Source organism: Kitasatospora sp. NPDC093806 (assembly GCF_040683335.1).
Lineage (GTDB): Bacteria > Actinomycetota > Actinomycetes > Streptomycetales > Streptomycetaceae > Kitasatospora.
Map to the genome: position 1 here is coordinate 50249 of NZ_JBFBDO010000010.1, position 20045 is coordinate 70293.

The window sequence follows — 20045 nt, forward strand, 5'->3', positions numbered from 1 at the left end:
TCCCCCGTCACTTCCCCTTGGCCGTGTTGGTCAGCTTCGCCAGGATGTCCGGCACCGGCACGGGAGCCTGCTTGATGTTCGCCGCCGTGAGGTCGGCCGCCAGGTAGGGCGGCTGCTTCTTGCCCTTCACGCGGGCGGCGAACGCGGCCGGGTCCTCCCGGGGGCGGAAGCCGTACTTGGCCGCCAGCTCGCGCAGCTTGGCGTTGGTGTTCAGCTGGTCGGCGAGCTTCCGCCCGTTGGCGGTGAGTCCGACGATGGTGTGGTCGGAGACGATCGTGGTGTCCGGGTAGAGCACCGTCAGGTCCGCGGGCGCCTTCCCCTTGACGACCAGCTCGGCCGCCTGGGACTCGTAGGCGAGCACCAGCGGGCCGCCGGCGTTCGAGAGGAAGTCCGCGAACGGCTCGTCGGTGGACTTCTTGAGCCCGCCCTGCTTGGAGAACGCCGTGTACAGGTCGCCCTTGACCTTCTGGACCCCCGCCTCGTCCGCCACGACCTGGCGGCCGTTGAGCAGGTAGGAGAGCACCGAGACGTACAGCGCGCCGGAGGACGAGGTCGCGGGGTCGGTGGTGGTCAGGAAGATGTCGCCGCCGAGGTCGCCGGGCTTGTCCGGCGCTTCGAGCTGCTCCCAGCGCTTGCTCTGGCGCAGCGCCTTGAGGAGTTCGTCCATCTTGAAGGTCACGACGCCCGTGGTCTCGTCCCGGGTCGCCATCCCGGCGTTCACCAGCACGTTGGCGGTGGGCACGTGCGCCATGATCACCAACGGTGAGTAGAACGGCCGGACCAGCGTGCCGGTGAGGCCCCGCTTGGCCTGGATCGACTCGGCGGCCGCCTGGCTGGCCGGGAAGGCGAAGTCGCGGTCGTCGAGGTTGATGTCGCTCATCTGCCAGGAGCCGGCGCTGTCGGCGCTCACCTTGATTCCCTGTTTGGCCAACTCGGCTTTGACCTCCGGGTCTTCGAAGAACTCGCGCTTCTCCGAGCCGATCACGCCTTTGACGGTGACGAGGTCGTCGCCGGTCGGTCTGAGGAGTGCGAACGCCACCCCGCCGAGTAGCAGCAGTGCCGCCAGCACCCCGAACGCGCGCTTCATGCCGGACGTTTCCCCCTCGTCGGACCAATCTGGACCGTTCTCCGGCCGCCGGGTGAACCCGGGCCGGGTGACGAGCGTCCCGCCGGGCCGGGAGCTGCGGTGGAAGTGACGGTGAACCAGAGGTGAACACCCCTTCACGGAATCGCATCGGCGGTCGACCCGGAGGGGTTGCGGGGGACCTCTCGCACACCGGTCCGACGCCAGGTCAGATATGTTCAACTCTCCTTCCGGCAACGGTCATCCCGTAGTCCGGACCCGCGTCGTCGTTACGCGCCGGTAATGCCTACTCTCAGCGGTATGCGCCGAGCAAAAATCGTCTGTACCCTCGGGCCCGCCACCGATACGTACGACCAGATCAAGACGCTGGTCGACGCCGGGATGGACATCGCCCGATTCAACCTGAGCCACGGCTCCCACATCGAGCACGAGGAGCGCTACCGCCGGGTCCGCAAGGCCGCGGACGAGACCGGCCGCAGCGTCGGCGTGCTCGTCGACCTTCAAGGCCCGAAGATCCGCCTCGGCACCTTCGCCGAGGGCCCGGTACTTCTCGAACGCGGCGACGAGTTCACCATCTCCACCGACAACGGCGTCGACGGGGACCAGAACGGCTGCGGCACCACCTACTCCGGCCTCGCCGGGGACGTCACCCCGGGCGAGCGGATCCTGGTCGACGACGGGCGGGTCACCCTGGAGGTCGCCGAGGTGGACGGGCCGCGGGTCCGCTGCCTGGTCGTCGAGGGCGGCCTGGTCTCCGACCACAAGGGCCTCAACCTCCCCGGCGTCGCCGTCTCGGTGCCCGCGCTCAGCGACAAGGACGTCGCCGACCTGCGGTGGGCCCTGCGGGCGGGCGCCGACCTCGTCGCGCTCTCCTTCGTCCGCAGCGGGAGCGACGTCGAGGACGTCCACCGGATCATGGACGAGGAGGGGCGCCGGGTCCCGGTCATCGCTAAGATCGAGAAGCCGCAGGCGGTGGAGAACCTCGACTCCATCGTCGACCGCTTCGACGGCGTCATGGTGGCCCGCGGCGACCTGGGCGTGGAGATGCCGCTGGAGCAGGTCCCGATGGTCCAGAAGCGGGCCGTCAAGCTGGCCAAGCGGAACGCCAAGCCGGTCATCGTCGCGACCCAGATGCTCGACTCGATGATCAACTCCTCCCGGCCCACCCGCGCCGAGGCCTCCGACGTCGCCAACGCCGTCCTGGACGGCACCGACGCGGTGATGCTCTCCGGCGAGACCTCGGTCGGGAAGTACCCGGTCGAGACGGTCCGGACCATGGGCCGCATCATCGAGGCCGCCGAACAGGACGTCCTCGCGGCCGGCCTGCCCCCGCTCACCCCGAGCAACAAGCCCCGCACCCAGGGCGGCGCGGTGGCCCGGGCGGCGGCCGAGATCGGCGACTTCCTGCACGCCAAGTACCTGATCGCCTTCACCCAGTCCGGCGACACCGCCCGCCGGCTGACCCGCTACCGCTCGCCCATCCCGGTGCTGGCCTTCACCTACGAACCCGCCGTGCGCAGCCAACTCGCCCTCACCTGGGGCGTGGAGACCTTCCTCGGCCCGTTCGCCCCCACCACCGACGAGATGGTCGAACAGGTCGACGCCGCCCTGCTCTCCCTCGGCCGCTGCCAGAAGGGCGACATCGTCGTCATCACCGCCGGCTCCCCACCCGGCCTCGCCGGCTCCACCAACCTCGTCCGCGTCCACCACGTGGGCGCCCTGGACAACTGAACCCCGCACCGGCGCGGCCCCGCCAGGGGCCGCGCCGGTGTCAGTACTTGGGCCCGATGTGGGCGTCCATCAGCGCGACGGACTCCTTGCGGGCGACGGAGATGTTGACCTGGCCGGTGGGGCGGGGGACCGAGGCCTTCCACTGAACGCCGACGGCGTCGAGGGTGTCGGTGAAGAGGCGGATGATGTCGGCCGAGGTGTTGGTGAAGAAGTACCGCGGGTACTCGTAGCGCTTCTGGACACCACCGACGGTGCGGGTCGCCCAGTTGGTGATCCGGCAGCCGTCGGAGTGGATCAGCCCGCGCAGGAACTCCCAGGGGTGGGCGTCGACGATCTCCTGCTGCCACGGCTCCAGGGCTATGGTGCGCTCGTGCTTCTTGCCGGGGCCGTGTTGGGGGAAGTGACAGGGCAGGTGCTTCGAGTAGACCTTGACGTCGCGGCAGCCGGTCCGTCGGACCCGGCAGGGTGAGTTGTTGGGAAGCACCTTGCGCATGGCCTGCTCGACGGAATCCATGACTCCCGGCCATTTCTCGTCACAGGTGATCTGGAGGCTTGAGGTTCTGCGGTACTCGTTCGGCAGAAGGATGTGGCCGTCGCCCAGGTAGAGGCCCAGCAGGTAGGCGTACGCGGGGCGGTCGAGCTCGTCGCCGTGGCAGTGAGGGCAGGTGGAGCGCTTGCGGCCCGGGAGTCTTCCGCGTTTGGCGAGATCCTCGTGCTTCCACCACGACACGGTGCCTGGCGGGACGCCGAGGCGGCGCGCCACTTCGGCAGTGCGCGTGCCACGGCGGAGGAGGTGGACGGCCTGTTCGCGCGCGGAGAGGGTGGTCATGTGCGCCAGCATGAAGCGAATCAGGGTGACGCGAGGCGCTTCCGGGGAGGCCCACTGGATGTGGTGAATTTCCCATTGCCCGGGAATAACGAGAAAGTGTGCCGGGTGCGGGATTCGAACCCGCATGTCCTCTCGGACAGATGTGTTTGAGACATCCGCGTAAGCCTATTCCGCCAACCCGGCTGGGCTCGACCGCCACAGCATACCGCGTGAGCATGCGGGGGTGGGTGTAGGTACCCTCATTTGTGCAGTACCCCGCCGGAACGAGGAGCCCCGTGAGCACCGCCGACGAGCAGGCTGAGCCGCTTGAGACCGATTCGCCCCAGATCACCCGGATTGTGATCGCCGAGGACGAGGCGTTGATCCGCCTCGATCTGAAGGAGATGCTGGAAGAGGAGGGGTACACCGTCGTCGGGGAGGCCGGGGACGGGGCCACGGCGGTGCAGCTGGTGCAGGAGCTGAAGCCGGATCTGGCGATCCTCGACGTGAAGATGCCGGTGCTGGACGGGCTGTCCGCGGCCGAGCAGATCCACGAGCAGCACCTGGCGCCGGTGCTGATGCTGACCGCGTTCTCGCAGCGCGAGCTGGTGGACCGGGCGCGGGACGCGGGCGCGATGGCGTACATCGTGAAGCCGTTCTCCAAGAGCGACCTCGTCCCGGCGATCGAGATGGCCGTCTCCCGGTACACCGAGATGCGGACGCTGGAGGAGGAGATCGCGGATCTCACCCAGCGGCTGGAGACCCGGAAGCTGGTGGACCGGGCGAAGAGCGTGCTGCAGACCAAGTTCGGGCTGAACGAGCCGGCCGCGTTCCGGTGGATCCAGAAGACCTCGATGGACCGCCGGATGACGATGGCGGCGGTGGCCGAGGCGGTCATCGAGGAGGGCGCGGCCCAGGACCGCAAGAAGGCCGAGGAGAAGGCCGAAGGGTCGGACAAGGCCGAGTAGGCAGCGGTGACCACGGAGGGCCCGGCGGTGGGAATCCGCCGGGCCCTCCGTCGTACCTGAAGGGAGGGTCAGTCCTCGCCGAGGTAGGCCTTCCGCACCGACTCGTCGTGCAGCAGGTCGGCGCCGGTGCCCTGGAGGACGATGCTGCCGGTCTCCATCACGTAGCCGCGGTCCGAGAGGGAGAGCGCGGCCTGGGCGTTCTGCTCGACCAGCAGGATGGTCGTCCCGGAGGCCTTGAGCTCGACGATGGTCGCCATGATCTTCTGCATCATGAGCGGGGAGAGGCCCATCGAGGGCTCGTCGAGCATCAGCAGCTTGGGCCGGGACATCAGGGCTCGGCCCATGGCGAGCATCTGCTGCTCGCCGCCGGAGAGGGTGCCGGCGGCCTGCTTGCGGCGTTCGCCGAGGATCGGGAAGAGGCCGTAGGCGCGCTCGATGTCGGCGGTGATGCCGTCGGTGTCACCGCGCAGGAAGGCGCCGAGGAGGAGGTTCTCCTCGATGCTCATGCGCGGGAAGATGTGCCGGCCCTCGGGGGAGTGGGCGAGTCCGAGGGCGACGATCTTGTGGGCGGGGACGGTGTCGATCGGCTGGCCGTCGAAGGTGACGCTGCCGGCGGTGGGCTTGAGCAGGCCGCTGAGGGTGCGCAGGGTGGTGGTCTTGCCGGCACCGTTGGTGCCGATCAGGGTGGTGACCTCGCCCTCGTTGACGGTGAAGCTGATGCCCTTGACGGCTTCGATCTTGCCGTAGGAGACGCGGAGGTCCTGGACCTCGAGGAGCGCGGTCACTGGGTGTCCTCCGCAGCGGTGGTGCCGGTGGTGCCTTCGAGCGGGGCGCCGAGGTAGGCGGTGATGACGCGTTCGTCGTTCTGGACGGTCTCGCGGTCGCCCTCGACGATCTTCTGGCCCTGGACCAGCACGGCGGTGCGGTCGCAGAGGTTGAAGATGAACCGCATGTCGTGCTCGATCACGAGGACGGAGACGCCGCGGTCGCGGATCGCGAAGACGAGTTCCTCGGCGGCGCGGGTCTCCTGCGGGTTCATGCCGGCGGTGGGCTCGTCGAGGAGCAGCAGGCCGGGGTCGGAGGCGAGCGCGCGGGCGATCTCCAGCTTGCGCTGCTCGCCGTAGGGGAGGTTGCGGGCGAGGTGGTCGGCCTTGCCGGCGAGGCCGGTGAACTCCAGGAGCTCCATGGCCTTGTCGCGGCTCTCGGTCTCGGACCTGCGGTAGCCGGGGCCGCGCAGGATGGCGGAGAACAGGCCCTGGTGCATCCGGCTGTGCCGGCCGACCTGGACGTTCTCCAGGACGGTCATGTTGGCGAAGAGCCGGATGTTCTGGAAGGTGCGGGCGATGCCGGCCTGGGTGACCAGGTGGGGCTTGGGCGGCAGGACGGTGCCCTGGTAGCTGACCTTGCCCTCGGTGGGGACGTAGAGGCCGGTGAGGCAGTTGAAGAAGGTGGTCTTGCCGGCGCCGTTGGGGCCGATGAGGCCGATGATCTCACTGCGTCCGACGGTGAGGGAGACGTCGTTGACGGCGGTGAGGCCGCCGAAGCGCATGGTGACGCCGGAGACTTCGAGGAGCGGTTCCGCGGTGGCGCGGGTGGGGGCGTCGGTGGTGGTCATCGGGAGGGTCACGCCCCTGCCTTGGTGAGGGCGACGCTGTCGCCGGTGGGCTGCGCCGGGATGGCGGCCTCGTGGAACTCCAGCTGCTGGCGCCGGTTCGGGATGAGGCCTTCGGGGCGGACGCGCATGAGGACGATGAGGGCGATGCCGAAGGCGAGCAGCTGGTAGTCGGCGAGGAATTCCAGCTTCTTCGGGATGAGGAAGAGCAGGGTCGCGCCGGCCAGCGGGCCGCTGATGGTGCCCATGCCGCCGAGGATGACCGCGGCGAGCAGGAAGGCGGAGTTGGGCGGCAGGGCCTCGGCGAAGGTGTACTGGTCGGGGGTGACGGTGTAGCTGACGTGGGCCTGGACGGTGCCGGCGAGGCCGGCGAGGCAGGCGCCGAGGGCGAAGGCGAGGAGCTTGAGCCGGAAGCCGTTGATGCCCATGGCCTCGGCGGCGGTCTCGTCCTCGCGGATGGCGACCCAGGCGCGGCCGATCCGGGAGTTGCCGACCCGGGCGAAGACCAGCACGACGACGGCGGTGACGACGAGCATCAGCAGGTAGTAGTTGGAGAACCGGCCGAGCTCGATGCCGAAGACGGTGTTGGGCTTGCCGAGGTCCCAGCCGAGGATCTTGAGGTCGGGGATCCGCGGGATGCCGTTGGAGCCGTTGGTGACCTTGGGGCCGGTGGTGCCGTTCAGGTTGAGCATGGTGATGCGGAAGATCTCGCCGAACCCGAGGGTGACGATGGCGAGGTAGTCGCCGCGCAGCCGCAGGGTGGGGGCGCCGATGATGACGCCGAAGACCATGGAGACGGCGGCGCCGGTGAGCATCGCGGCCCAGAACGGGAACTGGACGTGGATCGGCGAGGCGGGCGAGCCGGAGACCAGGGCGGCGGCGTAGGCGCCGACGCCGAGGAAGGCGACGTACCCGAGGTCGAGCAGGCCGGCGAGGCCGACGACGATGTTGAGGCCGAGCGCGACGGTGGCGAAGATCAGGATGTTGGTGGCGACCGAGGTGTACTGGTCGCTGGTCTGGGTGAACGGGAAGCTGGCGGCGGCGGCGAACGCGGCGCCGGTGGTGACGGTCCGGTACTTGACGGTCAGCGCGCGCAGCCGGGGCAGCAGGCCGGACTTGCTCAGCGCGGCGGCGACGCCGGCGGCCAGCAGCAGGTAGCCGGTGAACAGCTCGCCGTACTCGGTGTCGATGCCGAAGGTGATGGCGAACAGGCCGATGGCGAAGGCGACGACGATCAGCGCGACCTCGGCCCAGGAGGGGAGTTCGCGGGCGGCGGGCAGGGCCCGCTGGACGGTGCCGAGCCGCAGCCAGGAGTTGGCGAGGTGGCCGAGCTGGACGAGCAGGACGGCGCCGGTGGCGATCGCCAGGCCGCCGGCCAGCGCGGTGAGGACGGGGGCGACCGGCTTGTCGGCGGGGATCGCGTGGGTGGCGAACCAGACCACGGGGGCGGCCGGGACGAGCAGGAAGAGCCGCCGGTCGAGGATCCGCAGGGCCACCGAGGTGCGCCGGTCGAGCGGCAGTCCGAGGGTGCCGGCCAGGGCGAGCAGCGAGCCGAGGGCGGCGACCCAGCCGCCGGGTTCGAGGTTGGCGAGGCCGCCGAGGTCGGTGGCGATCGAGACGACCGAGAACCAGCTGACGGCGACGGCGCCGGTGGCGGCGAGCAGGACGGCGTTGTGGCTGCGGCTCGGGGCGGCCCAGCGCAGGCCGGGGACGCCCTGGGTGGCGAGCAGCAGGACGAGGGTGAGCAGGCCGCCGGTGAGGGCGAGCCACTGGAGGCCGGCGGGGGAGCCGTAGTAGGTGAGGTCGCCGGGGAACTCGGAGGTCCAGGTCCAGGCCATCAGGGCGGAGGCGGCGGTGGCGCTGGCGCCGAGTCCGGTGATCAGGGCGGCGGTGCGGCCGGGGAGGGCGATGACCGGGGTGGTCTCGGTGCTGCTGGTGGTCATGGTGCTCACGCCCTGTCCGCGACGCGCTCGCCGAGCAGGCCCTGTGGCCGGACGAGCAGGACGACGATGAGGAGTACGAAGGCCCAGACGTCCTTCCAGGCGCCGCCTCCGAAGAGGTGCATGCCGGGCAGGTGCTGGATGTAGCCGGTGGCGAGGGCTTCGGCGAGGCCGAGGGCGACGCCGCCGAGCATGGCGCCGTAGATGTTGCCGATGCCGCCGAGGACGGCGGCGGTGAAGGCCTTGAGGCCGAGCAGGAAGCCCATCCGGAAGTCCACCTGGCCGCTGCGCAGGCCGTAGGCGACGGCGGCGACGGCGGCGAACGCGGCACCGATGGCGAAGGCCATGACGATGATCCGGTCGGTGTCGATGCCCATCAGCTTGGCGGTGTCGGGGTCCTGGCTGGTGGCCTGCATGGCGCGGCCGGAGCGGGTGCGGGTGACGAACCAGCCGAGGGCGAGCATGCAGAGCGGGGCGGCGATGATCAGGAAGATGTCGCTGCGCTGGATGGCGACGGAGCCGATCTCGAACGGGTCGCCGGGGATCTTGGGGAAGACCCGGGCCTTCTTGGCGTCGGGGTAGAAGGCGAAGACCAGCTGCTGGAGCAGGATCGAGAGGCCGATCGCGGTGATCAGCGGGGCGAGCCGGGGGGCGGTGCGCAGCGGCCGGTAGGCGAAGCGTTCGGCGGCGACGGCGGTGAGGGTGGAGACCAGGATGCCGGCGATCAGCATCAGCGGTAGGGCGAGCCAGAGTGTGGTGCCGCCGGGGAGGGCGAGGTAGGCGGTCAGGGCGCCGAAGCCGCCGACCATGACGATCTCGCCGTGGGCGAAGTTGATGAGCTGGACGATGCCGTAGACCATCGTGTAGCCGATCGCGACGAGCCCGTAGAGGGCGCCGAGGATCAGGCCGTTGGCCAGCTGCTGCGGTAGGTCGTGCACCGCTGGGCCTCCGTTGTGCGTGTGGGGTGTCCGCGTGGGTGGTGGATGTGGGTCCGCGCGGGGGCACTCGTGGCGCCCCCGCGCGGGGTAACTCCGACGTGCTGTGGTGCTCCTGACGTCAGGTCAGGTCGCTGGCTCAGCCGTTGAAGGTGCCGGACTTCTCCACGGCCCACTTGCCGTCCTTGACGGTGTAGACGGTGAGCTGCTTGTTGGTGGTGTCGCCGAACTCGTCGAAGGAGACCTTGCCGGTGACGCCCTCGAAGGTGACCTTCTGGACGGCCTCGACGACCTTGGCGCGGGGGCTGTCGGGGAGCTTGCCGTTGTTGGCGGCGACGACGGCCTTGACGCCCTGGATGATGGCCCAGGCGCTGTCGTAGGAGTAGCCGCCGTAGGTCTCGTAGGCGTCCTTGTAGTTGGCGGCCTTGTAGTCCTCGATGAACTTGGCGGCGGTGGGGAGCTTCTCGACCGGGAGGCCGACGGCGGTGGCGAAGTCGCCCTGGCCCTTGGGGTTGAGCTTGATGAAGTCGCCGCTCTGGATGCCGTCGCCGCCCATCAGCGGGATGTTGACGCCGGCGTCCTTGAGCTGGAGCGAGAGCGGGCCGGCGGCGGGGTACTCGCCGCCGTAGTAGACCGCCTCGGCGCCGGAGGACCGGACCTTGGTGACGATGGCGGCGAAGTCGCGGTCGTCGGGGTTGACGTGCTCCTCGCCGACGATCTGGCCGCCGTTCTTGACGAACTGGGCCTTGAAGGTGCCGGCCAGGCCGGCGCCGTAGGTCTTCTGGTCGTCGATGAGGAAGACCTTGGTCTTCTTGGCGTCCTTGGCCAGGAAGTCGGCCGCGAACGGGCCCTGGACGGCGTCGGTGGTGGCGGTGCGGAAGTAGGACTTGAAGGGGCGGGCCTTGACGCCGCTGGCCCACTTCTCGCCCTGGCTGAGGGCGACGCCGGTGTTGGCGGGGGAGATCTGGACGAGGTTGGCGTCGTTGAAGATCTGCTGCATCGACTGGGCGACGCTGGAGTTCAGCGGGCCGACGACGCCGATGACGTCCTTGTCGCCGACCAGCTGGGTGGCGTTCTGCTGGCCGGGGGCCGGCTTGCCGGTGTCGTCCAGGGCCTTGATCTGGAACTTGACGCCGGGGACCTCGTTCTTCTCGTTGGCCTGCTTGACGGCGAGCTCCGCGGAGTTGCGGATGCCGAGGCCGAGGGCGGAGAGGTCGCCGGTGAGCGGCGCGTCGACGCCGATGGTGACGGTGGTGGATCCCCCGTTGCCGCTGTCCCCGGACTTCTTCTCGTCGCGGGAGCCGCACGCGGTGAGGCTGAGCGCGGCGATCACGGCAATGCTCACGACAACTGCTGAACGATGACGCACGAGGGTCCCCTTCGGTTCAGGAGGGCGCCGCGCCGGAGAGGCGGGAGCCAGGATGCGCGATGGGCCGGGCCCAATCCACTTGGCGCGGTGACTGGCCGTGACTCTAGATGCCCCTGGGCGGCTCGGGCAGTGGTGCGGCGAGGCTGTGATTCTCTTGTTATGAGCACACGGAGAAGTCGTCTCACTATGTGGTCGTTCCGGTTCGACCGATCCGGCCGCGCCGGGGGGTTTGCGCCCAACTGGCGCGGTGTAAGGCGCAGAAGCGCAGGTTACTCCTGGCCTCACCGATAATCGGACGCTTATGTTCGCAGTGTTGGAGTCGGGCGTATGCGTCCGGATATCGGACGATGAGTGGGTCGAGGGGGCGCTTCCGGGCGAATTCGAAGGCCGGATCCGGCCAATTGCTCGGATTTCCTAGTTGTTACGCACGGTTACACCGTTGAAAGACTGTGAACATGCCACCGCCCCCTTGTCTGGACCAACGACTGCCCAGGGCGATCGAAGGTCAAACAAGGGGGCGGGTAAGGGATTTGAGGGTTCGTCGGCCCTCGTGGCTCAGAGGTCGCGCAGCATGCAGGTCAGCCGGCAGCTGGTGACCCGCTTGCCGGTGTCGTCGGTGATCGCGATCTCGTAGGTGGCGGCGGTGCGGCCCTTGAAGACCGCCGTCGCGACCCCGGTGACCAGCCCGGAGGTGGCCGAGCGGTGGTGGGTGGCGTTCAGGTCCACGCCCACCGCGTACCGGCCCGGGCCGGCGTGCAGCATCGCGCCGACCGAGCCGAGCGTCTCGGCCAGCGCCGCCGAGGCGCCGCCGTGCAGCAGGCCGTACGGCTGCTGGTTGCCGTCCACCGGCATGGTGCCGACCACCCGGTCGCCGGAGGCCTCGACGATCCGGATGCCCAGCTTCTCGCCGAGCGCGCCGCCGGAGAAGGTGGCCGGGTCCACGCCGAGCTTGGCGAAGTGGTCCAGCATCTCCTGCGGGACGTTGAGGAGGGGGGCCGCGTCGGTCATGGGGGAAGCTCCTGCCGCTCGGGGGGCACGTCGTCGTGCTGCCGGTGATCGTGGTGCTGGTGCTGCTGCCTGTGATCGTACGACCGTCCTACTCGGGGGTAGCAGTGGTGTCGGCGGGAAACGGGTGTGACGGCCGGGGTGCGCGGGTGCGCGAGGGGCGCCCGTCGCGGGCGTGCCCCTTTTGTCGGTGGCGGGCCATAGGATCGGTGGCCGGTAGTGGAATCGGCAGGAACGGACGTTGACGTGGCTACGCAGAGTACGGACAAGAGCGCGGCGGGTGGCGGCGGAGCCCGGCCCCGTCTGATGCTGCTCGACGGGCACTCCATGGCCTACCGGGCGTTCTACGCGCTGCCCGTGGAGAACTTCAACACCTCCACCGGCCAGCCCACCAACGCGGTCTACGGCTTCGCGTCGATGCTCGCCAACACCGTCCGGGACGAGGCGCCCACCCACCTCGCGGTCGCCTTCGACCTCTCCCGCCAGACCTTCCGCTCGGTCGAGTTCCCCGACTACAAGGCCAACCGGGCCAAGACGCCGGACGAGTTCCGCAGCCAGATCGGCCTGATCGGCGAACTCCTCGACGCCATGCACGTCCCGCGGCTGACCGCCGAGGGCTTCGAGGCCGACGACATCATCGCCACCCTGGCCACCGCCGCCGAGGCGGCCGGCTTCGACGTCGACATCGTCACCGGCGACCGCGACTCCCTCCAGCTGGTCACCGAGCACATCACCGTCCTCTACCCGACCAAGGGCGTCTCCGAGCTCACCCGCTACACCCCGGAGAAGGTCGCCGAGAAGTACGGCGTCACCCCGCGCCAGTACCCGGACCTCGCCGCCCTGCGCGGCGACCCGTCCGACAACCTGCCCGGCATCCCCGGCGTCGGCGAGAAGACCGCCGCCAAGTGGGTCAACCAGTTCGGCTCCTTCGACGAGCTGGTCGCCCGCGCCGACGAGGTCAAGGGCAAGATCGGCGAGAAGCTGCGGGACAACCTCGACTCGGTCAAGCGCAACCGGATCCTCACCGAGCTGGTCCGCGACGTCGAACTCCCGCTCGGCGTCGACGACCTGGCCCGCGCGCCGTTCGACAAGCCCGCCGTCGGCGCGCTGATGGACTCGCTGGAGTTCCGCAACGCCAACTTCCGCGACCGCGTGCACGGCATCGACCCGGCCGCCGCCGAGCCCGAGGCCGCCGCCGAGCTCGCCCCCGGCGTCGAGGTCGACGGCGAACTCCTCACCGACCCCGGCACGCTGGCCGGCTGGCTGCGCGAGCACGCCGCCGACGGCAAGACCCCGGTCGCGCTCGCCGCCGTCTACCAGTGGGCGCTCGGCACCGGCGAGGTCACCGAGATCGCGCTCGCCGCCGGGGAAGCCGCCGCCTGGTTCGACCCGGCGCTGCTCGCCGAGCAGGACGAGCGGGCCCTCACCGACTGGCTCGCCGACCCGGCCGCCCCCAAGGCCCTGCACATCGCCAAGCAGGTCATGCGGGCCTTCGCCGAGCGCGGCTGGACCGTCGACGGCGTCGTCGCCGACACCGCCCTCGCCGCCTACCTGGAGAAGCCCGGCCGCCGCACCTTCACCCTGGAGGTGCTCGCCGAGGAGTACCTGGGCCGCTCGCTCGCCCCGGCCCCCGCCGCCGAGTCCGGTCAGCTCGCCTTCGACGCCCCGGAGGAGGACGCCACCGCCGGCGCCCAGGCGCTGATGCTCCAGGCCCGCGCCGTCCTCGACCTCGCCGAGCTCTTCGACACCCGGCTCGCCGAGGTCGGCGCCACCGAGCTGCTGCGCGACATGGAGCTGCCGATCGCCGCCCTGCTCGCCCGGATGGAGCGCACCGGCATCGCCGCCGACCGCCCCTGGCTCACCGGCCTGGAGGCCCAGTTCGCCGCCGAGATCCAGCGGGTCGTCGAGGAGGCGCACGCCGCCGCCGGCCACGAGTTCAACCTCGGCTCGCCCAAGCAGCTCCAGGAGATCCTCTTCGGCGAGCTCGCCCTCCCCAAGACCAAGAAGATCAAGACCGGCTACACCACCGACGCCGACGCGCTCACCTGGCTCGCCACCCAGACCGACAACGAGCTGCCGGTCATCCTGCTCCGCCACCGCGACCAGGCCAAGCTGCGCACCACCGTCGAGGGCCTGCTCAAGACGGTCTCCCCGGCCGGGCGCATCCACACCACCTTCAACCAGATGGTCGCCGCCACCGGCCGGCTCTCCTCGCAGGACCCGAACCTGCAGAACATCCCGGTCCGCACCGAGGAGGGCCGGATGATCCGCCGCGCCTTCGTGGTCGGCGAGGGGTACGAGTCGCTGCTCACCGCCGACTACTCGCAGATCGAACTGCGGATCATGGCCCACCTCTCCGAGGACGAGGCGCTGATCGAGGCCTTCGCCACCGGCGAGGACCTCCACACCACCGTCGCCTCCCAGGTCTTCGAGGTGCCGGGCGCCGACGTCGACGCCGAGATGCGCCGGAAGATCAAGGCGATGTCCTACGGCCTCGCCTACGGCCTCTCCGCGTACGGGCTCTCCCAGCAGCTCGGCATCAAGCCGGGCGAGGCGCAGGGCCTGATGGACACCTACTTCGAGCGCTTCGGCGGCGTCCGCGACTACCTGCGCCGGGTGGTCGACGAGGCCCGCGCCACCGGCTACACCGAGACCCTGCTCGGCCGCCGCCGCTACCTGCCCGACCTCAACAGCGACAACCGCCAGCGCCGCGAGATGGCCGAGCGGATGGCCCTCAACGCCCCGATCCAGGGCTCGGCCGCCGACATCGTCAAGATCGCCATGCTCCGGGTCGACGAGGCCCTGCGCACCGCCGGGCTCGCCTCCCGGATGCTGCTCCAGGTGCACGACGAAATCGTCCTGGAGCTCGCCCCCGGCGAGCGCGAGCCGGTCGAGGCGATCGTCCGCGAGCAGATGGCCGGCGCCTACCCGCTGCGCGCCCCGCTCGACGTCTCGGTCGGCGTCGGCGCCGACTGGGAGGCCGCCGCGCACTGACCGGTCGCTTGCCGGTCGATTCACCAAGTGGCCCCGCGCGCCGACCCGTTGGGTTCGCGTGCGGGGCCTTCTCGGTTCCGCCGGGCGGTCCTACCCTGGCGGGTATGCCTGCCGATGAGGTGATCCGATCCGGCCCCGACGGCGCCACCACCGACCTGGTCTTCGAACCGGGCGGAGGCTCCTGGCCCGCCGGCGCGCTCCTGCTGCTGCGGCTCCTCGGCGCGCTGCTCGCCGTGGGCGTCGTCTTCCTCCCCGCCGGCGCGCTGATCGTGCTGGTGGCGGTGATCGTCGGCGCCACCTTCACGGGCGCGGTGACCGTCTGCGCGGCGCTGTGGGTGGCCGGCGTCCTGGGCGTCTGGCTGTACGCCGCCCCGCGCGAGCTGGCGACGACCTGCCGGGTGCAGTTCGCCCCGGCCGGCGCCCCGACCGAACTGCGCTTCGTCCGGGGCGCCCGCACCGACGCCTGGGTCCCGATCTCCGGTCTGCGGCGGATCGAGCTGGCCGAGGCCGTCGAGGTCCCCTACGAGGGCGACCCCGACCCGGCCGTCAGCACCGTCCACATCAAGGTGGTGATCCCGACCGGCGACGGCGGCCTCCCGCACCGGGCCCCGAAGGGCACCGACGCCGACGCGCTCCAGCGCTCCCTCCAAGCCCTGCTCGCCCCCTCCGGCATCCCCGTCCACCGCCACACCGAACACCGCACCCGCCCCAAGCCCCCACCGCCCCGCTCCGGCGGCTGGGTCTACGGCGGCTCCGGCTCCGCCAATTCCGGCGGCTTCTCCGGCGGCGGCTGACGCCCGGTCACGCTCGGTCGACCGTTCACCGGCCCGCCGTTCACCCGACGGTGACCGCGTGTATCCGCAGCGGAACGCGACGGCCCCAGTCCGGACAACCAAGGAGGAAAGCCGTGCCCAGGAAACTGTTCTTCTACCAGGCCGGTGACGGCCATACCGCGGCGGGAAGGTTCAGCCTCGACGGTGTCTACACCGAACTCACCGGTGGTTCTCTCGCCGCCGGGTAGACGCACATCGTGCCGGTGGGACGGGAGTTGCTGTTCTACCGGGCCGGCAACGGCGCGGCCGTCAGCGGCCGGCTCGACACCGAGGGCGGCTACGCCGACCTGGTCAAGAACGGCGGCTTCTCACCTGGCTGGTCCATCATCGTCGCCCTCACCGCCTGACCGCCTGAGCCACGGCCCGAGCCGCCCGCCCGCCGCGGAGGTCACCTACGGCCGGGGCCGACCGGCCCGCCCGCATCAGCGCCCGGTCCGGTCAGCGGCGCGCCGGGACTCGAACTACGTGACCGGGGCGGCGATGTACGGTCTCACCTACCACCTGACCTGTCCTGGGAGGCCGCCGCCGTGTCGCGAGTCCACGATGTCCCGATGTGCCGTCAACGCATCTCCGAGCGTGAGTGGGAGGAGCGCGGCGGCGTTGAGCTCGGGGACCGGATCGAGTGGTCGGACCGTGCCTGCGGCATGGCGTCACTCCGGATGATCCTCCTCGCGTACGGGCAGGAGCCGCCCACGGTCACGGAGTTGGTCCGGATCGGTGTCGACAAGGGAGCCCTCACCGAGCGCGGTTGGCTGCACGTCGGACTGGCCGAGATCGCCGCCGCCTTCGACGTCCCCGGCCGGGCCGAACCCGTGCCGGCCGACGAGCTGACGGCCCGTCTCGCGGAGGCGCCGCTGATCGTCTCGGTCACGGAGAAGCTTCCCGAGGACGGTCGGCGCGGCGGCCACCTGATCGTGGCGAACGGCTTCGAGGACGGCGACGACCCGGTCATCCACTTCCGCGACCCCTCGTCCTGGGGGCAGGAGAACGATCGGGTCCCGCTGAGCCGCCTCGCCGCGTCCTACACGGGCCGGGCCATCACCTTCCCCGCCCTGCGGCCGAGCGGACGCCTGATCGCCGTCCTCGGGGAGATGGCCGAACTCGGCGACGACGCCGTGGCCGCGCACCGCGAGATCGGCGCCCTCGCAGCCGAGCTGGGCGTGGACCTGGTCATCGCCGTCGGCGGCGGTATGGCTACCCAACTCGCGCTCGCGGCGGCCCACGGTGAGGCGGAGACCGCCATCGTCGCCGACGCCGAGACCGCGGCCCGACTTCTGGAGAAGGTGCTCCGCCCCGGGGACAAGGTCCTCGTGAAGTCGAGCCGGTCGAGCATGTTGTGGCAGGTGTGCCAGCGGCTTCTCGGCCAGGAGCTCACCGGCTGGTGACCTCCCGGCCCGGTCGTTGTGTGGGAAATTGACCGGTGAAAAGGAGTCAATTTCGTACTACCGTAGGCCCAATGACAAGTGGATCATCTTCGACCGACCAGTCCGTCTCCCTGGCCGAGGCGCCGCTGCGCCAGGCCCGCAACTCCGCCGCCTTCTGGACCGCGACCGGGCGCAGCCGGGGGCACGAGGTGATCGCGCGCCGCGGGTTCGTCGCGGTCGCCGGCGACGAGCGGGCGGGGCTACGGGTCCTGATCCAGGAGGCCGACCTCGAACCGGCCGAGGTGGCCGAGCTGAGCGAGCTGGTGCGCGGGGCTGCGGGGACGGCGTACGTCGAGGACCCGTTCGACTCGACCGACCTGAGCCACCTGGGCATGCGCACCTGGCAGATGCCGGTCATGCTGCGCCAGCCCGGCCCCGTCGCCGAACCGACGCTGGAGGTGTCCCGGGTGCAGGGGGCCGAGGAGCTCCAGGCGGCCGAGCGGGTCGTGATCGAGGGCTTCGAGCTCACCGGCTTCGAGCCCTACCGCCCCGGCGAGCTCTTTCCTTCCTCGCTGATCGAGCAGCCGGGCGTGGACGTCTTCATCGCTTCGATCGACGGCGCGGTCGCGGGAGCCGGTGTGAGCGTGGTGGCCGACGGCGTCGGCAGCCACTACTGGATCGCGACCTCGGAGGCCTTCCGCTCACGCGGCGTGGGCCGAGCCGTCATGCTCGGTGCGCTCGCCCACGTCGCGGACCTGCCGGCCACCCTCACCGCCTCGAAGCTCGGCCGGCCGCTCTACGAGTCCCTGGGCTACACGGTTGCGTCCCCGTCGAGCTGGTGGGCCTCCTCCTGAACGAAGGCGTCGCGCGTGGGAAGTCGGACCCGCCGACTTCCTGTGCACGGCCTGGCCGCCTGAGCACTGGTGTCATATCGGAAGGTCCCAGCCCGGACCGTCCTCGCTGCCGAGCCAGACGCGTTGGCCGGCTGCGGAGACCGTGATGCCGAAGGCGTCCTGGTGCGGCTCGCCCGCGCCCTGCCAGCGCTCGATGGCGGTCTCCACCTGGTCCCACAGGCGGAGCGGTCCGCGTTGCACCACGGTCCACCCGCCTTCGGGGTCGGGCATGGTCCTGGCCTGTGATCCGGTGGCCACGTCCGAGAGGATCTGTTGCCCGCCGGCTCCCAACCGTTCGGCCGAGGGCGCGGCGAGCTGTGCGACCCAGCTTCCGGTCCACGTATCGAGCTTCGCGGGGTCGATCCGGCTCGCGCGCTCCTCCCCGGGGAGCAGGGCCAGGGTCGGGCGGGGCGGCCGGTCGTGGGGTCGGGCGATCATGAAACTGGTGTAGCCGGGCAGGAACCGGCCCGTGGCCTCACCGGGGCCGGTCACGTCGAGCAGAGCCAGGGCATTGGCGTAGCTCCACCCGGAAAGGGTGGCCAGGATCCGGCCGCCCGGCTTCACCTGGCGGAGCCAGGCCATCGGCAGGTACCGGACCGAACACGTCGCGATCAGCCGGTCGAAGGTGCCGCCGTCCGGGTCCCCGGCGAGGCCGTCGCCGGTGATGAGGCGCGGGGCGTGGCCGGCGGCCTTGAGGGCGGTGGCGGCACGTTCGGCTACCTGGGGGTCGTACTCGATGCTGGTGATGCTCCCGCCGCCGAGGCGGTGCGCACCGAGCGCGGTCGAGTATCCGGTTCCGGTGCCGACTTCGAGGACCTGGTGACCGGCGGCGGCGCCGAGCTGCTGCCACATGCCCAGCACGAGCGAGGGCAGCGTGGACGACGACGAGGGCGCCCCGGACACCGGGTGCTCCCCGGTGTCCTCCGGCCGGGTGCGGCCGTCGAGTTGGGTGATGAGGGTCTGATCGGTGTAGATGCCCTCCAGCCACCCGGGGTCGTCGGGGCGCACGGTTCGGTAGCTGGTCGGGGAGCTGCCTTCGAACGGAAGGAAGTAGCTACCGACGAACAGTTCGCGCGGCACGGCGGTGGCGGCTTCGGTCCATGCGGGGTCGGTGAGTGTGCCGTTGTCGGTGAGTTGCTCGACCAGGGCGGCGCGCAGGGTGTCGGATGTGGTCACTCGTGGTGGCCCCTTTCCAGTTGGTCGGCGATTGCGAGCGCGATCCCGTTGGTGATCCCGGTCGGCTGCCACGCCCATTGACCGTTCGGGTTGCACTCCAGGAAGTACCACGTGGCGTCTGCGGTGACGGCGAAGTCGAAGGCTCCGAAGGTCAGTCGGAAGATCGTCAGGTAGCGGGCGACGGACTCGGCGACCGGCGCGGGGATGTCGATCGGGGTGCAGTGCATCCGGTCCTGCCGATGCCGCCAGTCGAGATCCGGGCTGTCGATCCGGGTGGCGAACAGCCGGTCCCGGACTGCGGTCACCCGTACGTCGAACGCCTTGGGAACCTTGGCCTGGAACAGGTGCGGACACGCCGTCACGGCCTCGGTGATCTCCGGGCTGCGGACTTCGCGGACCCACACTGCCTGGGCCTGGCCGTCGACCGAGTACGGGGTGTTCCACAGGGGCTTGTAGACCGCACCAGCGGCGTGGTGGGCGGTGAACTCCCGGGCCTCGTGCTCGTCGTTGGTGATCAGGGTGTGGGGTACGTGGAATCCGCAGCGCTGTGCGGCTGCGAGCTGAGCCGGCTTGTACTCCGCCGCCCGGTTGTTCCAGGGATGGTTCACGTAGTGCGCCCCGGGAAGCGAGGACAGGACGCCGCCCGTTCCCCAGAATGCCTGTGCGGCGGCGAACCGGCGGTCCTGGCCGGCAAGGTCAGACGGTCCCTTGTAGGCCGAGGGCCTGCGCACCCAGACGGATTGGACGTCCGTGAGGTCGAGTTCGCGGCTCGACGTGCGGAGGGTGCCCCGCTGACCGCCAACGCAGTACGTGGCGGTCAGCGAGGCATCCGTGTGCAGGTCGGCGCCGGGATCCAAACGGACCACCGGAACCCGGCGCTCGGCGAGCACTCGCAGTACCGCATCCGCTGTCACGTCGGAGACATTGGTCAGTACCAGTACCGACCTGCTTCGGGCGGCCATCAGTCGGAGCTCTGGTCCTGGTCGTAGGACTCGGTGACGTCGCTGTCGCTGGCCCCGCCCGGCGAGGCCCCGTCACCGGGGCTCGTCTGGGTGGGCGTGACACCACTGGTGCTGGTTCCGTGGCTTCCCAGCTCGACCGTCCGGCCGCTCTCGTCCACGATGACGGCGATCTGCGTCTCGGGGTCGATGACGGGCGTGAACGCCGGGAGCGTGGCGGTGGCCACGTACGGTGCCATCCTGCTGATGCCCCAGGGTACGAGGGTGTGCGTCATGAATCCTCCTCGGATCGACGGTCTGGATTGCTTCAACAGCCCTGTTGATGAGCAGAGCTGGGGTCTTGGTGGTGCGCGCAGGAAGTCGGAGGGGCCGAC

General features: G+C 70.5%; 18 protein-coding genes and 1 tRNA gene. 7 read left to right on the forward strand and 12 right to left on the reverse strand.

Annotation, left to right across the window (positions count from 1 at the left end; all coding sequences use genetic code 11):
- Positions 1-7: 7 nt before the first annotated feature.
- A complete protein-coding gene (locus AB0N76_RS08720; protein ID WP_363554637.1) occupies positions 8-1087 on the reverse strand; it encodes a hypothetical protein in 1080 nt (359 codons plus the stop codon).
- A 297-nt stretch (positions 1088-1384) separates the two neighbouring features.
- Between AB0N76_RS08720 and pyk the strand changes: the two genes are divergently transcribed.
- Entirely contained in the window at positions 1385-2815 is a 1431-nt protein-coding gene (pyk, locus tag AB0N76_RS08725; RefSeq protein ID WP_363554639.1) for a pyruvate kinase, read from the forward strand.
- Between the two features lie 40 nt (positions 2816-2855).
- On the opposite strand, the gene AB0N76_RS08730 is transcribed toward pyk, so the two are convergent.
- Entirely contained in the window at positions 2856-3656 is an 801-nt protein-coding gene (locus AB0N76_RS08730) for a transposase (RefSeq protein WP_363554641.1), read from the reverse strand.
- Between the two features lie 87 nt (positions 3657-3743).
- A tRNA-Leu gene (locus tag AB0N76_RS08735) sits at positions 3744-3827 on the reverse strand.
- 92 nt (positions 3828-3919) lie between these two features.
- Between AB0N76_RS08735 and AB0N76_RS08740 the strand changes: the two genes are divergently transcribed.
- The gene (locus AB0N76_RS08740) at positions 3920-4591 is read left to right on the forward strand and encodes a response regulator (protein WP_363554643.1); all 672 of its coding nucleotides are present in this window, start codon (positions 3920-3922) and stop codon (positions 4589-4591) included.
- 68 nt (positions 4592-4659) lie between these two features.
- On the opposite strand, the gene AB0N76_RS08745 is transcribed toward AB0N76_RS08740, so the two are convergent.
- The 6 genes from AB0N76_RS08745 to AB0N76_RS08770 form a co-directional block, all read right to left on the reverse strand.
- Complete coding sequence (locus AB0N76_RS08745; protein WP_363554645.1) at positions 4660-5376, reverse strand: ABC transporter ATP-binding protein; 717 nt, start codon at positions 5374-5376, stop codon at positions 4660-4662.
- Positions 5373-6206 carry an ABC transporter ATP-binding protein gene (locus AB0N76_RS08750; RefSeq protein WP_363554762.1) on the reverse strand — a complete coding sequence of 278 codons (834 nt, stop codon included), beginning with the start codon at positions 6204-6206 and terminating at the stop codon, positions 5373-5375. The genes AB0N76_RS08745 and AB0N76_RS08750 overlap by 4 nt, the downstream gene beginning before the upstream one ends.
- An 8-nt stretch (positions 6207-6214) precedes the next feature.
- Complete coding sequence (locus AB0N76_RS08755; RefSeq protein ID WP_363554764.1) at positions 6215-8146, reverse strand: branched-chain amino acid ABC transporter permease; 1932 nt, start codon at positions 8144-8146, stop codon at positions 6215-6217.
- Between the two features lie 5 nt (positions 8147-8151).
- Positions 8152-9081 carry a branched-chain amino acid ABC transporter permease gene (locus AB0N76_RS08760; RefSeq protein WP_363554647.1) on the reverse strand — a complete coding sequence of 310 codons (930 nt, stop codon included), beginning with the start codon at positions 9079-9081 and terminating at the stop codon, positions 8152-8154.
- Between the two features lie 136 nt (positions 9082-9217).
- Complete coding sequence (locus AB0N76_RS08765) at positions 9218-10447, reverse strand: branched-chain amino acid ABC transporter substrate-binding protein (protein ID WP_363554649.1); 1230 nt, start codon at positions 10445-10447, stop codon at positions 9218-9220.
- Positions 10448-11002: 555 nt separating this feature from the next.
- Complete coding sequence (locus AB0N76_RS08770; protein ID WP_363554651.1) at positions 11003-11455, reverse strand: hotdog fold thioesterase; 453 nt, start codon at positions 11453-11455, stop codon at positions 11003-11005.
- Positions 11456-11758: 303 nt separating this feature from the next.
- Between AB0N76_RS08770 and polA the strand changes: the two genes are divergently transcribed.
- The 5 genes from polA to AB0N76_RS08795 all read left to right on the forward strand — a co-directional run bounded on the left by polA (position 11759) and on the right by AB0N76_RS08795 (position 17497).
- Entirely contained in the window at positions 11759-14446 is a 2688-nt protein-coding gene (gene polA, locus AB0N76_RS08775) for a DNA polymerase I (RefSeq protein WP_363554766.1), read from the forward strand.
- Positions 14447-14550: 104 nt separating this feature from the next.
- The gene (locus AB0N76_RS08780) at positions 14551-15240 is read left to right on the forward strand and encodes a hypothetical protein (protein WP_363554653.1); all 690 of its coding nucleotides are present in this window, start codon (positions 14551-14553) and stop codon (positions 15238-15240) included.
- Positions 15241-15476: 236 nt separating this feature from the next.
- Positions 15477-15626 (forward strand): hypothetical protein, encoded by a 150-nt coding sequence (locus tag AB0N76_RS08785; RefSeq protein ID WP_363554655.1) that lies wholly within the window; start codon positions 15477-15479, stop codon positions 15624-15626.
- A 204-nt stretch (positions 15627-15830) separates the two neighbouring features.
- Positions 15831-16664, forward strand: a complete 834-nt coding sequence (locus AB0N76_RS08790; protein ID WP_363554657.1) for a papain-like cysteine protease family protein — start codon at positions 15831-15833, stop codon at positions 16662-16664.
- 71 nt (positions 16665-16735) lie between these two features.
- Positions 16736-17497 (forward strand): GNAT family N-acetyltransferase, encoded by a 762-nt coding sequence (locus AB0N76_RS08795; protein ID WP_363554659.1) that lies wholly within the window; start codon positions 16736-16738, stop codon positions 17495-17497.
- A gap of 72 nt (positions 17498-17569) precedes the next feature.
- Here AB0N76_RS08795 and tgmC read toward each other — a convergent pair whose 3' ends face one another.
- Genes tgmC through tgmA form a run of 3 tightly spaced genes read right to left on the reverse strand, consistent with a single transcriptional unit; the run spans position 17570 to position 19946 of the window.
- Positions 17570-18712, reverse strand: coding sequence for an ATP-grasp peptide maturase system methyltransferase (tgmC, locus tag AB0N76_RS08800; RefSeq protein WP_363554661.1), 1143 nt, complete (start codon positions 18710-18712; stop codon positions 17570-17572).
- On the reverse strand, positions 18709-19674 hold the full coding sequence (tgmB, locus tag AB0N76_RS08805) for an ATP-grasp ribosomal peptide maturase (RefSeq protein ID WP_363554663.1): 966 nt from the start codon (positions 19672-19674) through the stop codon (positions 18709-18711). Before tgmB ends, tgmC begins: the two co-directional genes overlap by 4 nt.
- A complete protein-coding gene (gene tgmA / locus AB0N76_RS08810; RefSeq protein ID WP_363554665.1) occupies positions 19674-19946 on the reverse strand; it encodes a putative ATP-grasp-modified RiPP in 273 nt (90 codons plus the stop codon). The genes tgmB and tgmA overlap by 1 nt, the downstream gene beginning before the upstream one ends.
- Positions 19947-20045 lie beyond the last annotated feature (99 nt).

Excerpts from the sequence above, each read along its gene's own strand:
- pyk (WP_363554639.1), top strand. The coding sequence starts at position 1,385 with ATGCGCCGAGCAAAAATCGTCTGTACCCTCGGGCCCGCCACCGATACG.
- AB0N76_RS08730 (WP_363554641.1), bottom strand. The coding sequence starts at position 3,656 with ATGCTGGCGCACATGACCACCCTCTCCGCGCGCGAACAGGCCGTCCAC.
- AB0N76_RS08755 (WP_363554764.1), bottom strand. The coding sequence starts at position 8,146 with ATGACCACCAGCAGCACCGAGACCACCCCGGTCATCGCCCTCCCCGGC.
- AB0N76_RS08790 (WP_363554657.1), top strand. The coding sequence starts at position 15,831 with ATGTGCCGTCAACGCATCTCCGAGCGTGAGTGGGAGGAGCGCGGCGGC.
- tgmB (WP_363554663.1), bottom strand. The coding sequence starts at position 19,674 with ATGGCCGCCCGAAGCAGGTCGGTACTGGTACTGACCAATGTCTCCGAC.
- tgmA (WP_363554665.1), bottom strand. The coding sequence starts at position 19,946 with ATGACGCACACCCTCGTACCCTGGGGCATCAGCAGGATGGCACCGTAC.
- AB0N76_RS08750 (WP_363554762.1), bottom strand. The coding sequence starts at position 6,206 with ATGACCACCACCGACGCCCCCACCCGCGCCACCGCGGAACCGCTCCTC.
- polA (WP_363554766.1), top strand. The coding sequence starts at position 11,759 with ATGCTGCTCGACGGGCACTCCATGGCCTACCGGGCGTTCTACGCGCTG.
- AB0N76_RS08795 (WP_363554659.1), top strand. The coding sequence starts at position 16,736 with ATGACAAGTGGATCATCTTCGACCGACCAGTCCGTCTCCCTGGCCGAG.
- AB0N76_RS08780 (WP_363554653.1), top strand. The coding sequence starts at position 14,551 with ATGCCTGCCGATGAGGTGATCCGATCCGGCCCCGACGGCGCCACCACC.
- AB0N76_RS08770 (WP_363554651.1), bottom strand. The coding sequence starts at position 11,455 with ATGACCGACGCGGCCCCCCTCCTCAACGTCCCGCAGGAGATGCTGGAC.
- AB0N76_RS08720 (WP_363554637.1), bottom strand. The coding sequence starts at position 1,087 with ATGAAGCGCGCGTTCGGGGTGCTGGCGGCACTGCTGCTACTCGGCGGG.